Annotated in this window: 11 protein-coding genes; 2 read left to right on the plus strand and 9 right to left on the minus strand. The window is 47.3% G+C overall.

Going from position 1 to position 12,651, the window contains the following annotated elements; translation table 11 throughout:
* Positions 1–25: 25 nt before the first annotated feature.
* From CXK86_RS21590 to CXK86_RS21600, 3 genes are all read right to left on the minus strand, one after another.
* A complete protein-coding gene (locus tag CXK86_RS21590; protein ID WP_017686844.1) occupies positions 26–562 on the minus strand; it encodes an NfeD family membrane protein in 537 nt (178 codons plus the stop codon).
* A gap of 278 nt (positions 563–840) precedes the next feature.
* Complete coding sequence (locus tag CXK86_RS21595) at positions 841–2,004, minus strand: iron-containing alcohol dehydrogenase (RefSeq protein ID WP_076252929.1); 1,164 nt, start codon at positions 2,002–2,004, stop codon at positions 841–843.
* Between the two features lie 92 nt (positions 2,005–2,096).
* The gene (locus tag CXK86_RS21600) at positions 2,097–2,684 is read right to left on the minus strand and encodes an MSMEG_1061 family FMN-dependent PPOX-type flavoprotein (protein WP_256720106.1); all 588 of its coding nucleotides are present in this window, start codon (positions 2,682–2,684) and stop codon (positions 2,097–2,099) included.
* Positions 2,685–2,988: 304 nt separating this feature from the next.
* Here CXK86_RS21600 and CXK86_RS21605 point away from each other — a divergent pair, with 304 nt between their 5' ends.
* The gene (locus CXK86_RS21605) at positions 2,989–4,950 is read left to right on the plus strand and encodes a leucine-rich repeat protein (RefSeq protein WP_180361846.1); all 1,962 of its coding nucleotides are present in this window, start codon (positions 2,989–2,991) and stop codon (positions 4,948–4,950) included.
* 62 nt (positions 4,951–5,012) lie between these two features.
* Here the strand turns inward: CXK86_RS21605 and CXK86_RS21610 are convergent, their stop codons facing one another.
* The 3 genes from CXK86_RS21610 to CXK86_RS21620 are packed head-to-tail and all read right to left on the minus strand — an operon-like array spanning position 5,013 to position 8,798.
* Positions 5,013–6,611, minus strand: coding sequence for a UDP-glucose--hexose-1-phosphate uridylyltransferase (locus CXK86_RS21610; RefSeq protein ID WP_076252931.1), 1,599 nt, complete (start codon positions 6,609–6,611; stop codon positions 5,013–5,015).
* Between the two features lie 14 nt (positions 6,612–6,625).
* Positions 6,626–7,615 carry a UDP-glucose 4-epimerase GalE gene (gene galE, locus CXK86_RS21615; RefSeq protein ID WP_017686840.1) on the minus strand — a complete coding sequence of 330 codons (990 nt, stop codon included), beginning with the start codon at positions 7,613–7,615 and terminating at the stop codon, positions 6,626–6,628.
* Between the two features lies 1 nt (position 7,616).
* Positions 7,617–8,798 (minus strand): galactokinase, encoded by a 1,182-nt coding sequence (locus CXK86_RS21620; RefSeq protein WP_101314545.1) that lies wholly within the window; start codon positions 8,796–8,798, stop codon positions 7,617–7,619.
* 153 nt (positions 8,799–8,951) lie between these two features.
* Here CXK86_RS21620 and CXK86_RS21625 point away from each other — a divergent pair, with 153 nt between their 5' ends.
* Complete coding sequence (locus CXK86_RS21625) at positions 8,952–9,926, plus strand: AraC family transcriptional regulator (RefSeq protein ID WP_257468013.1); 975 nt, start codon at positions 8,952–8,954, stop codon at positions 9,924–9,926.
* An 80-nt stretch (positions 9,927–10,006) separates the two neighbouring features.
* Here CXK86_RS21625 and mgrA read toward each other — a convergent pair whose 3' ends face one another.
* The 3 genes from mgrA to CXK86_RS21640 all read right to left on the minus strand — a co-directional run bounded on the left by mgrA (position 10,007) and on the right by CXK86_RS21640 (position 12,643).
* Positions 10,007–11,014: an L-glyceraldehyde 3-phosphate reductase gene (gene mgrA, locus CXK86_RS21630; RefSeq protein ID WP_036616991.1), complete on the minus strand. Its 1,008-nt coding sequence runs from the start codon at positions 11,012–11,014 to the stop codon at positions 10,007–10,009.
* A gap of 78 nt (positions 11,015–11,092) precedes the next feature.
* Positions 11,093–11,833, minus strand: a complete 741-nt coding sequence (locus CXK86_RS21635; protein WP_101314546.1) for an NAD-dependent protein deacylase — start codon at positions 11,831–11,833, stop codon at positions 11,093–11,095.
* Between the two features lie 42 nt (positions 11,834–11,875).
* Positions 11,876–12,643, minus strand: a complete 768-nt coding sequence (locus CXK86_RS21640; protein ID WP_101314547.1) for an HAD family hydrolase — start codon at positions 12,641–12,643, stop codon at positions 11,876–11,878.
* Between the last annotated feature and the right edge of the window lie 8 nt (positions 12,644–12,651).

The raw sequence follows: 12,651 nt of genomic DNA on the forward strand, positions 1-12,651 counted from the left end.
AAACTACTTAGGTGATAAGAATACTTTATAAATCTTTAAGTACATTTTCATCCCATTCCGACACACGCAGTACACCATCTACAACATCCACCACAACTACACGTGCTCCCGCCGCAATGGGGAGGTGTTCAAAGCTGGATGCCGTTTGAATCGTACTGCCGGAAGCAAAACGAATCATCACTTCGCCAAAACCTTTTTCCGGCACCGGAATGGTAATTTCCCCAATTTTCCCAGATAACTCTTTCATTGAAAATGCAATCGAGACATCGCTGTTACGCATCGGTTTGATATATGCGAAGAATACCAGCATGGCTGCAGCAATACCTATAAGCAGGGATAATATTAGACCCGACATCGCACTTAATGAACTATAACGTGTCAGCATAATGCCTGCCCCACCGAAGGTTGTAATGGAACCAGCTAACACAACGGGTTTGAAAAAATCAAGACCTGGCATTTCGAAGGCTCCGTCCAGCAAGCCGTCAATCAAGTCACCCAGCACAAGGCTGACAACCGCAAATATTGCTCCTCCGATCAGACACCCCCAATAAATTGTCTCCATCCCCTGTTCCTCCTCTCTCTGCCGCAAATTCATCCTAACTGGGCATTCCACATGTAAATAAATACGTAACTAACTTCAAAATGTTTCAAAATCTTTCCTCAAATGTATTCTGAACCCGATAATGGGTATTATCACGACATTCTGTTCTCCTTGCTTCATGTTCCTCCATCATTCACGTGTACAGCCCGAATACATGAAAAAACCGCAAGCCCCCATGAAGGAGACTTGCGGTTATTGGACAACTTGATGTGTCCTTTCACTTTGCAGTGATTATAGAATTACAGAGAAGCCTTGTAGATGGATACAACATCTTCCCGTTGCAGTTTCTTGAAATTACCGAATGGTCCAAACAGCATCGCTTTGTCTGCCATTACGTCGATCTGGCTATCATCGATATCGTAATCAGCCAAACGGTTAGGGGCACCAATGGATGTCCAGAATTTGCTGAGCGCATCGATACCTTCTTCGGCAATCTGTCTGTCAGACTTGCCTTCTGGATTCACTTCAAATACATTGATCGCCAGGCGTTTGAAACGGTCCACATTGACATCCAGGTTATGTTTCATCCAGTGTGGGAACAAGATTGCAAGTCCACCGCCGTGTGGGATATCATACACTGCGGATACCGCATGTTCAATATTATGTGTTGCCCAATCTCCTGCGAGACCCATATTCAGCACGCCATTCAGTGCCATTGTTCCGCAATACAAAACCGTTTCGCGCAGTTCATAGTTCTCCAGGTCTTCAACCAGACGAGGCGCTGCTTCCATGACAGTACGCAGAATCGTCTCACAGAAACCGAGTTGAACCGGTGTATTGGCATCCAGATGGAAGTAATGCTCCAATACGTGGGACATCATATCCACCATGCCGTATACCGTTTGGTCCAGTGGAACAGTGTATGTATTCACTGGATCCAGGATAGAGAATGCAGGGAATGAGTATGCGCTACCCCAGCCCAATTTTTCTTGTGTATCCTGATTCGTAATAACCGAACCGGAGTTCATTTCCGAACCAGTTGCCGCCATGGTCAATACGGTACCGAGTGGAAGAGCGTCCTGTGCCACGGCTTTGCGCTGAGCAAAATCCCACATATCGCCATCATATTTGGCACCTACAGCGATAGCTTTGGAGCAGTCCAGTACACTGCCGCCACCTACAGCGAGGATCAGGTCGATGTTATTTGTTTTACAGAGGTCTACCCCTTTATGCACCGTAGAAAGACGTGGGTTAGGTTCCACACCTGCCAGTTCAGTCACTTCTGCTCCAGCTTCCTTAAGCAAACCGATCACTTGATCGTACAGACCACTGCGTTTGATACTGCCGCCACCATATACAAGCAGAACCCGTTTACCGTATTTCGGCACTTCTGTCTTTAATGCTTCCAGTTGTCCTTTGCCGAAAATCAGCCGGGTTGGATTATAGAATTGGAAAGATCTCATATCTATTGTCGCCTCCAATGGAGTTTAGTATTTTTGTGCAACTCCAATTATAGTACCCTGTTTATAGAAAAACAAATCGATAGTCACTCACTTTATAACAACCCGTTAATCTCCAAATGAGCTCGAAACATCTCGCTTGATGAAGGCAAATTCTCAGCATCCACCCATGTTTCTGTGTCCCATAATCCAGCCTGTTTGAATGCCCGCGGACAATGGATAAAACACTCTTCCACATCTACAATAACAGCCGCACCTATGGTTTTACCACTCCAGCCCATACTGGCGATGAATTCCTCATCCTTAGTAATGGATGCTGTGCCATTAATACGCAGCACTTCATTCATACCCGGAATCAAAAAGAGCATACCAATACCAGGGTTCGACAACATGTTCAACAACGAGTCTATCCGCCGATTGCCTGGGCGTTCGGGATAAACGAGCCGATATGTATCATAGACTTTCACAAATCCTGCTCCATCACCCCGAGGTGACACATCACTTTTTCCATCACGATCGGAGGTGGAGAGGAAAAATAATGGTGACATGGATATAAAGTTCTGAACATGTGAATCCACAAATGAAATTGCCTTGTTACGCACATGTTCATGCGGTTCACCCACCATGCCTTGCAGTTCCTCAGCATCTGTAATCAACGGAATATTCAATGCCTTCTTTTCCAATTATTCGTCCCCGTTTCTTCATTGAGTTATGTTTTCAATGGCTTTCCACCATTATACATGCGGGAACTGACATCTTCCATTTCTGAGAACGAGTATGAGTGCCGTCATTCAAATACCGGGCCCCCATGTCCCCTCGGGTCACCTATTGGAGATTCAGTATTGTTAATCTCATCTAACAGTTGTACTGTAACCAAAAGAACTTCAAAATTCTTAATATAAATATAAGGAGGTTATTGGATTGAAAAAAGCAAGCATCTTCGTCTTTGCTCTGCTAATGTTCCTCGCACCCTGGGGACAGATGGTTATGTATGCTGAGCCGAATAAAGAAAAAGACTTCATAACGAGCGCTAATGCTCATGGAATCACAATAAACGACTATGTGGGCACTTCGAAAGATGTCATTATTCCCGAAACCATTGGCGGTCAACCAGTTACTTCTATTGGTGAAAAAGCATTTTACAGCGATCATTTGACTTCTGTAGTTATTCCGCATACCGTCTCCACTATTGGAGAAAGGGCATTTGAAATAAATCAACTGACTTCTATCGTCATTCCAGAGACTGTCACGACTATTGGAGACTTGGCATTTGCATACAACCGGCTGACCTCTGTCGTCATTCCGGACAGTGTATCCACGATTGGGAACTCCACATTCACTAACAACCAACTGGCCTCTGTCGTTATTCCCGAGACTGTTATGTCGATCGGAAATAGTGCATTTACAAACAATAAACTGACTACTGTCGTTATCCCAGAGAATGTCTCAACTATTGGGAACTGGGCTTTTGCATCTAACCAGCTGACTTCCATTGTTATTCCAAATCGTGTCTCTTCCATTGGACATGCTACATTTATGGACAATCAACTGACTTCTGTTGTCATTCCGGATAGTGTCTCCTCTATCGGGGCGATGGCATTTGCGGACAATCGGTTGGCGACTGTCTTCATTCCAGCTAGTGTCTTGTCAATTGGTTTCTTAGCGTTTGATGGTAACTCATCCCTTATTATTACGGGTTTTGATCCTTCAGAGGCTCAAGATTTCGCTTACTGGGATAACATTCCCTTTCAAAAACTGAATGTGGTCGTCTCCTTTGACTCCATTGGAGGGAGCCCGGTTGCAGTCACTCAAGCCACTTATGGGCAAACCATTGTTACTCCCACTCAGCCTACCAAGGACGAGTTTTTGTTTGAAGGCTGGTACATAGATTCGGTATACTCCCTTCCCTGGGATTTTGCCAGAGATACCGTGACTGGGGACATCACACTGTACGCCAAGTGGACGAGTTCAGTGACAACTGCGTCCAAATATACGAATAAGGAAGATCCCATTTCCGCTTTGACCGTCTCTTTTGATTCTCAAGGCGGAAGCCCCGTTTCCTCTACTATTACTAGGAATAATCAAGCAATAGCACCTCCCACTCAGCCCAGCAAAAGCGGGTTTTCATTTGATGGATGGTACATAGATTCGGCATTATCTCTTCCCTGGAATTTTGACCGAGATACCGTAAGTCGGGACATAACGCTATATGCCAAATGGGTAAAGACTGCTAGCTCTAAAAACCATGGTGGCAGTTTTTCTTCTTTCTGGACCAGCAGTTCTCCTACTTCCACATCTCCCCAGGAACCTGATACAGAAACGGAATTTAAAACCGAACCTAAACTTAAAGTTGAACCTGAACCTAAAGTGCCAATAACATCATTGACCCCAGTTGTATTCAGTGATATTTCAACCCATTGGGCACGCTTGATGATTGAAAGTATCGCTGCACGTGGTCTGATAACGGGATATCCCGATGCCACATTCAGGCCTAATCAGCCAATCTTGCGTAAACACATGGCTGGTATAATCAACGGAGCGTTTGAGCTACCCATAATCCGAAAGGCTGCTCCCTTTGAAGATGTAGAGCCCACACATCCCTACTTTGATGCTATATCTCGACTACAGGAGGTCGGCCTTATTGATGGATTCCATATTTCAAACGGCTTAAATGATTTCTTCCATCCGGATGCGGTACTTACACGGGCCGAGGCAGCAAAAATTCTGGTGCTCGCGCTGGACCTGCCGCTGATCCAAACGAGTTATTTTGAGGATGTCCCCTCCTCCCACTGGGCTCACGACTACATAGCCACACTGGCCCAGACTCGAATGGTTGTTGGATATCACGGACAGTTCAGGCCGGATGACTCCCTAACCCGAGCAGAGTTAGCTGCCCTGATCTATCGTTCAATTCCAACAGAACAAACGACTGGCTCACAACTCCGTTAAAAATCATATTCAAAAAAACACCAGCCCTTGTATTATGGGCTGGTGTTCATCGTTATACATGTCTATTCAGTGTATCCCATGCTGCTTACAAAACGACGGAAAGCTTGACGTCCTGCTTCATCATATTTGTAGACCCCTGCATGTTCCAGAATCTCGGCGAATTTCAAGCCAACTTCCTGTTGTACAATGGCAACGGCTTGTTCTTTGTCCAGGTTAGGACCAAACCGTTCAATCAATTCTTCCGCCCAGCCCAGGTGTTTGTTCAACACATGATCAGAAGCTTTGGCGGATTCAGCGAGTTTGGCATCTCCAGCGAGGATATCCGCGATACTGTCCAGTTCTTCTTTCAAACGACCTGGCAGGATGGCAAGCCCCATCACTTCGATCAGACCAATGTTTTCTTTCTTCAGATGGTGCATTTCACGGTGCGGATGGAAAATGCCTTCTGGATGCACATCATTTGTGCGGTTGTTACGCAAGACGAGATCCATCTCATACCCACCGTCTGCACTACGACGAACGATTGGTGTTACCGTATTGTGTGGTACTTGTTCCCCGTCTACTTCACTGAATGCTTCGATATCCACAGCAGAATCACTGTAGACCTTCCACGCTTCATATACGGCGTTACCCGCTTCTAGCAACTCTGCAGGATCGTGTGAAGCCAGACGCATCACAGACATTGGCCATTTCACAAGACTCAATGTAAGTCCAGGTGCATCCGCATGGCGGAAGACCGCCTCTGGCTGTGCATTTTGAATAGCGAATGTATGACGTCCACCCTGGAAATGGTCATGTGTCAGAATCGACCCACCTACAATCGGCAGATCCGCGTTAGATCCGATAAAGTAGTGTGGGTACTCCCCGACAAAGGCAAGCAGTCTGCGCAGTGTATCTTTGGTTAATTTCATCGGCACATGATCATGATGGAAAATGATGCAGTGCTCGTTATAGTACACATACGGCGAGTATTGGAACAACCAAGGCTCGTTGTTAAGCTCCAACGGAATAACTCTCAGATTCTGGCGGGCCGGGTGATTCACCCGACCAGCGTAACCTACATTTTCACGACACAGTTGGCATTTTGGATATACCGGAGGCGGAAGCAATTTCGCCATGGCAATTTCCTTTGGACTTTTCTCCGGTTTTGACAGGTTGATAGTAATCTCCATGTCTCCATAGGCCGTGTCCTGTGTCCAGTAGACGTTCTTCGAGATCCGATCCATCCGAATGTAGTTGGAGTTAATCGACAAGTCATAGAATTGAGATGTGGCCGCCTCAATGCCTTCCGTCTGCTCCGTGTGGCGGAATGTGCGTACCACTTCAGATGGGCGTGCCATCAAATGGCCCATGATTTTGGCATCCAGCAAATCACGGAATGTATCGCTATTTTCAGGAATGAGTCCAATAGTGAATCCATAATCGATCAACGTATCCAGCATCGCCTGTGGGCCATCGGGCACTGTCGTGTCCAACGCTCCGGCATAAGGCTCTGAGAATCCGAATTGTTCCAGCAAGAGGTTGCGGCTGTAATCCCAATCCGCTTCCTCGATTAATTGTTTCTGCAAGGCAAATGCAACCAGACGTTCAATGGCATGCAGTGCTTCCTGCTGCTCCGGTGTCCGCTCTGTGGCACCTGCTGCAATATGAGTCTGTGACATAAGGTGTTCGCCTCCTAGTTTTTTCCGTAGCCGTCAGGACGTGATTGGTGCCAGCTCCAAGCGCTTTGAATGACATCTTCCAGATTGGTCCATTTTGGATTCCAACCCAGGACAGATCTTGCTTTTGCAGATGAAGCTACCAGCACAGCCGGATCACCTGCACGACGTGGCTCCTGTACAACCGGGATATCCAGGCCAGTCACTTTTTTGGCTGTTTCGATCACTTGTTTCACTGAGAATCCTGTACCGTTACCAAGATTGAACACATTACTGTTCTCACCTTTACGAAGATAATCTACTGCACGCAGATGTGCATCAGCCAAGTCGCTCACGTGGATATAGTCACGGATACATGTGCCATCTTCTGTTGCATAGTCGTCACCAAACACGGCGATGTGCGGGCGTTGTTTCAATGCTGTTTGCAGTACAAGTGGAATCAAGTGACTCTCTGGTTGGTGATCTTCACCAATTTTACCGCTGTCATGTGCACCAGCTGCATTGAAGTAACGCAGGGAAACGTATTTGATATCCTGAACTTTATCGAACCATGACATCATGCGTTCCATCATCAGCTTTGTTTCACCGTATACGTTGGTTGGTTCTGTACGATCGCTCTCTTCGATTGGCACTTTCTCAGGCTCACCGTAGGTAGCTGCTGTAGAGGAGAAGACGATGCGGCGTACGTTCGCTGCATTCATCGCTTCCAACAGACAGAGTGTACCAAACACGTTGTTGTCATAATATTTAACCGGGTCTTTCATACTCTCGCCTACGAGTGAGTTGGCTGCAAAGTGAATGACTGCATCGATTGAATTCTCAGCGAACAGCTTCGCCAGAATTTCTTTGTCACGCAGATCCCCTTCATACAACTTACCGCCGAGCAACGCTTCACGATGCCCTGTCTGCAAGTTATCCAGTACAACAACCTCTTCTCCACGTTCCAACAATGCTGCTACCGTATGAGAACCAATATACCCTGCTCCACCTGTCACCAAAATTGCCATTTTACTTCGCCTCCTTCAATTCTTTAACACCGTCACCTACACCGCATACATAGAAATCACCTTTGAGACGGGTACGCGCTTCATATGCAGCGCCCACTTCACTTACAAAACGCTCGACATCATCTTCATGCACAAGTGATACGGTACAACCGCCAAATCCTGCGCCAGTCATCCGGGCACCAAGCGTGCCTGGAATCCGCTGAGCTTCTTCAACCATAACATCCAGCTCATCACAGCTTACTTCGTACAAGTCACGAAGTGATTCATGAGAAGCGTTCATCAGCTTGCCGAAGGTTTCCAGATCGTTACCCTGCAATGCTTCGACTGATGCGAGAACACGTGCGTTCTCTTCCACGACATGCTGCGCACGCTGCCTTACTTTCTCATCCTTGATCTGATCCTGTAGTGTTACGAACTGCTCTGGCGTCAATTGAGCCAGATAATTCAGTGCAGGCAGCTGTTCCTTCAAGATGGCAAGTGCCTGCTCGCATTGGGAGCGACGTTCATTGTAAGCCGAATCCACCAGCCCGCGGCGTTTGTTTGTGTTACCGATGACCAGTTTGTAGGCACCTGTACGGAAAGGAACCTTTTCGTATTCCAGTGTGTCACACATCAGCAGGATCGCGTGATCTTGTGCACCGTTTGCGACAGCGAACTGATCCATGATTCCACAGTTGACACCTACGAACTCATTTTCCGCTTTCTGGGACAAAAGCGCCAGTTGAACCGTATCAATATCCGCTACGCCCTCCAGAGACTGAATCGCAAATCCGGTGAGCACCTCCAGTGATGCAGACGATGAAAGTCCTGCCCCATTCGGAATCTCCCCGTGATACAGGAAGTCATACCCTTTTGTTACATTCACGCCTTTGCCCTGCAATTCAACCATGACACCAACAGGATAGTCGGTCCATTCTCCGGTTTTTTCCTTACCTATGGAGGAAGTGTCTAGTCCCCCTTCATAAGACATGTTCGTGGAAGCCAATTGCAACTTGTTGTCCTCACGCTCACGAATGATCAATGTTGTTCCGAATTCAAGTGCTGCCGGAAGCACGTATCCACCGTTATAATCAATGTGCTCACCGATCAGATTCACACGCCCAGGGGCATGAAATACACGGATGTCCGCTCCACTCTCTCCGTACTTCTCAATAAACTTTTGTTTCAATTCAGTTACGTTCACTGCTGGTGCACCTCGCCTCGTTGTTGTGGTTTTCTTAATGTTATTATATAAGAAAGCGGTGCCTCTTGTAATGCAACCATGTGTGTTTCATATGGATAAATGTGACCTTAAGGCGTATAATGATCGGAGCATCCCGGAAAGAAGGAAACGACCATGTCAGATCAATCCAACCCCAAGAAAGAATCCCTTGCATCTTCTAACGAAAAAATACAGGAATCACCTTCCGGTAAAAGCGGAGCACTCAGTTATTCGGTTGCCTCCAATCCGGTCTATTATGAACAAGGCGCACTGCATGTCCTGTTTGCCGGAGCAAGCCAGACCCTTCCGGGTCACGCCCTCGGGCCTAAATTGTTTGATTATTATCTGCTGCATTATGTAGAAAAAGGGGCGGGTACGTTCCGTACCGAACTGCACACCTACGAGTTATCCGCAGGTGATTGTTTCCTCATTCATCCCGGGCAACTGGTAAGTTACCAGTCTCACGCCCGCAACCCATGGCAATATCGCTGGATTGCCTTCACAGGCAGCCAGGCTGCCCAACATACCGAGGAAGCCGGGTTCCGCCCGGAGAAGTCCGTTTTTCATGCTGGACCATCCTGTGGAATATCCGATTGGCTATCCGTGATGCAGGATGCTTTTGCCGAGCGCAAAGAAAGCTCCCATTTCACATCACTGGGTACGTTATATATGATTCTAGCTGAAGCACAGAATCACCTTTCGCAGGGTCAAACCTTAATTCCCGGTGAATCCTCCATCCGACGTACGGTGAAACAGATGATTCAATATATGTCTACCCAATATGCCTACCCTGTCTCCATTGAACAAATGTCTGCGAGTCTTGGATACAACCGCGCGTATTTATCCCGTATTTTCAAACAGGAAACTGGACTTTCCCCAGTCACCTATCTGCTAAAACTACGGATCGACAAGTCGCGCCAACTCCTGAGAGAACGCCCGGATCTGTCCATCGAACAGGTATCTGCATCGGTTGGACTGCCAGACGCACTATATTTCTCCAAACAGTTCAAACGATTTCACGGTGAAGCGCCTAGCTTGTATCGAGAGAAAATACTGTCCCGTCCACTACATCAGGGGTTACAGCAGAATGCTCAACAAATCAAACGGTGAGCAACACAACGGACGGAACACGTACGACAAAAAAAGGTGCATTCCGCCATTATGGCTAAGATGCACCTTTTACACTTTATTTATTTGTCATCAGGCTCTGGAGACAGGATGGATTCAATCCGTTCCAATTCCTCTGTAGAGAAATCCAATTGGCTGAGTGCAGCCACATTCTCTTCAATCTGGGAAGGACGACTTGCGCCAATAAGCGCGGAAGTTACCCTGCCATTACGCAGCACCCATGAGAGTGAAAATTGGGCCAAACTCTGACCACGGGCTGCTGCAATCTGGTTCAGCGCACGCACTTTGCGGAGCGTCTCTGGAGAGATGTTGTTTTCATTCAGGAATACCGACGGTCCTTTGGCACGTGAGTCTTCCGGGATACCATTCAAGTATTTGTTCGTGAGCACACCTTGTGCCAATGGACAGAATGCAATACTGCCTGTTCCATACTCATCCAGCACGTCCTGCAAACCATCTTCAATCCAGCGGTCCAGCAGCGAGTATTTCGGTTGATGGATTAACAGAGGCGTACCCAGACCTTTCAGAATTTCGGCAGCCTGTCTTGTCTGCTCTGCGGGATAGTTGGATATCCCCACATAAAGGGCTTTGCCCGAGCGAACAATATGATCCAGTGCCATCATCGTTTCTTCCAAAGGTGTTTCGGGATCATAACGATGTGAATAGAAAATATCCACATAATCCAGGCCCATACGCTTCAAGCTCTGATTCAGACTGGATACCAGATTTTTGCGTGAACCCCACTCGCCATACGGTCCGGGCCACATATAATACCCCGCTTTGGTGGAGATCACCAGTTCATCACGATAAGGTTTCAGATCCTGGGCCAGTACCTGTCCAAATAACTGCTCTGCCGAACCTGCCGGTGGGCCATAGTTGTTGGCAAGATCAAAATGTGTAATACCCAGATCAAATGATCGGGTAATCATATTACGACCATTCTCAGCGTTATTGATACCGCCAAAATTATGCCACAGCCCCAGTGAAATCGCTGGCAGTTTCAAACCTGAACGTCCAACGCGGTTATATTTCATCGTTTCATAGCGAGTATCGCTTGCTACGTAGACCATTATGAATCCCTTCTTTCCCCAGGTTCCGCCTCTTGTACCCGGTCTATACCGGAGAATGCGGTTATTCAGTACATACGTTCAACCAAGAAGCTGGTCCACAATATTCATTACCTCGCCAATCGGCTCTGTAATCAGCAAATCAGCCCTGCGGTCGTAAGCGGTAGGTGTAGCGTTGAGCAGAACGGTATGTTTTCCCTGAAAATACGTAATTAACTGGGCCGCCGGATATACCGTCAGTGACGTGCCTCCCACGAGTAACAGATCTGCAGAAGACAGTGCATCAATGGAACGATACAATGTCGTCTGATCCAGCTCCTCTTCGTACAGCACCACATCCGGTTTGATCACACCACCACATGTGGTACAGCGAGGCACGGTATCTTTGGACTGTATAATATCATTTAGCGTATAATACCGCTTGCAATCCATGCAGGCATTACGATGAATTGAACCGTGAAGTTCAAAAACATTGCTGCTGCCTGCCTTCTGATGTAGTCCGTCGATATTTTGCGTGATCACTGCCTGAAGTTTTCCTTCCTGCTCCAGACGGGCCAATAGTCGATGACACCCATTCGGTTCCGCATCTGGATGAAGCATTTTGCCACGATAAAAATCATAAAAAATATCGGCATGTTGATCAAAAAAATGTCGGCTTAATAACTCTTCCGGTGGATAAGGCGAATGCTGCTCCGTCTGATACAGACCCGCAGCCGAGCGGAAGTCGGGAATCCCGCTTTCCGTTGAAGTCCCGGCCCCTCCGAAAAAAACAATCCGGGAGCTCTCCTGAATCCAGGCAGCCAGTTGTTCTGTTGCGTTCATCCTCTCTCCTCCTTTTATATCGTTCAATCTGACCAGGGTGACTTATAAAATAACGCTTATCTCATTATAATGACGAATAATGGCATGGGCATCAACCAGGTGAGATCCTTGATCTAACTGCGGACAGTAACCCAGGGTATAGGATACCTCTGCGTGCCGCCCCATCTGCATATCCCCATTGCTGTCTCCAATTACAACGGCCTCCGCAGGATCGATATGTAATTCACGGCAAGCCAAGAGTGCTGCTTCTCCATCCGGTTTGCCCTGGGTCACCCGATCACAGCCCACAATGGAGGTGAAAAAGGAACGTATCCCCATCCAACCCAGATGTGTTTCTGCTGCCGCTGTACTGTCTGAAGTGACGACTGCCAGAGGTATGTCTGCTGCCCTGCAACTTTGTAAGAAAGCAAGTAATCCTGGCATCGGTTCAGCCGATTTGCGCTCTCTTACCGATCTCATGGCTACACTTGAAAATTGGCGTATCGTTGTGATCGCTTCATTCCATGGTATGCCTGCTGCATATAGTTGCCCGGCAAGCAATCCCGTGCACTCATCCACAGTCGCAATGGCAAGTGGACCTTGCGGATCATAGCCGACAATGTGACCTTCTGCATTATGAATGGTGCCTAAGACGTGCTCCCGTTCAACCGTAAATGAAGCTCCAAGCTCATTCATACGTGCTTGTAACTGACTCAGCAACGTCTCTGCCCACGGCCCCCATAGCTGAAGGAATTCCAGCAGTGTTCCATCTTTATCGAACAGGATCCCTTTACATGGGATCTGCACTCCATTCACTTGAAGCATGGTCATCCATATCA

Origin of the sequence: Paenibacillus sp. BGI2013, assembly GCF_002843485.1 — a bacterium.
Taxonomy (GTDB): domain Bacteria; phylum Bacillota; class Bacilli; order Paenibacillales; family Paenibacillaceae; genus Paenibacillus; species Paenibacillus amylolyticus.

Excerpts from the sequence above, each read along its gene's own strand:
- CXK86_RS21640 (WP_101314547.1), bottom strand. The coding sequence starts at position 12,643 with ATGACCATGCTTCAAGTGAATGGAGTGCAGATCCCATGTAAAGGGATC.
- mgrA (WP_036616991.1), bottom strand. The coding sequence starts at position 11,014 with ATGGTCTACGTAGCAAGCGATACTCGCTATGAAACGATGAAATATAAC.
- CXK86_RS21595 (WP_076252929.1), bottom strand. The coding sequence starts at position 2,004 with ATGAGATCTTTCCAATTCTATAATCCAACCCGGCTGATTTTCGGCAAA.
- CXK86_RS21625 (WP_257468013.1), top strand. The coding sequence starts at position 8,952 with ATGTCAGATCAATCCAACCCCAAGAAAGAATCCCTTGCATCTTCTAAC.
- CXK86_RS21590 (WP_017686844.1), bottom strand. The coding sequence starts at position 562 with ATGGAGACAATTTATTGGGGGTGTCTGATCGGAGGAGCAATATTTGCG.
- galE (WP_017686840.1), bottom strand. The coding sequence starts at position 7,615 with ATGGCAATTTTGGTGACAGGTGGAGCAGGGTATATTGGTTCTCATACG.
- CXK86_RS21610 (WP_076252931.1), bottom strand. The coding sequence starts at position 6,611 with ATGTCACAGACTCATATTGCAGCAGGTGCCACAGAGCGGACACCGGAG.
- CXK86_RS21605 (WP_180361846.1), top strand. The coding sequence starts at position 2,989 with ATGTATGCTGAGCCGAATAAAGAAAAAGACTTCATAACGAGCGCTAAT.
- CXK86_RS21635 (WP_101314546.1), bottom strand. The coding sequence starts at position 11,833 with ATGAACGCAACAGAACAACTGGCTGCCTGGATTCAGGAGAGCTCCCGG.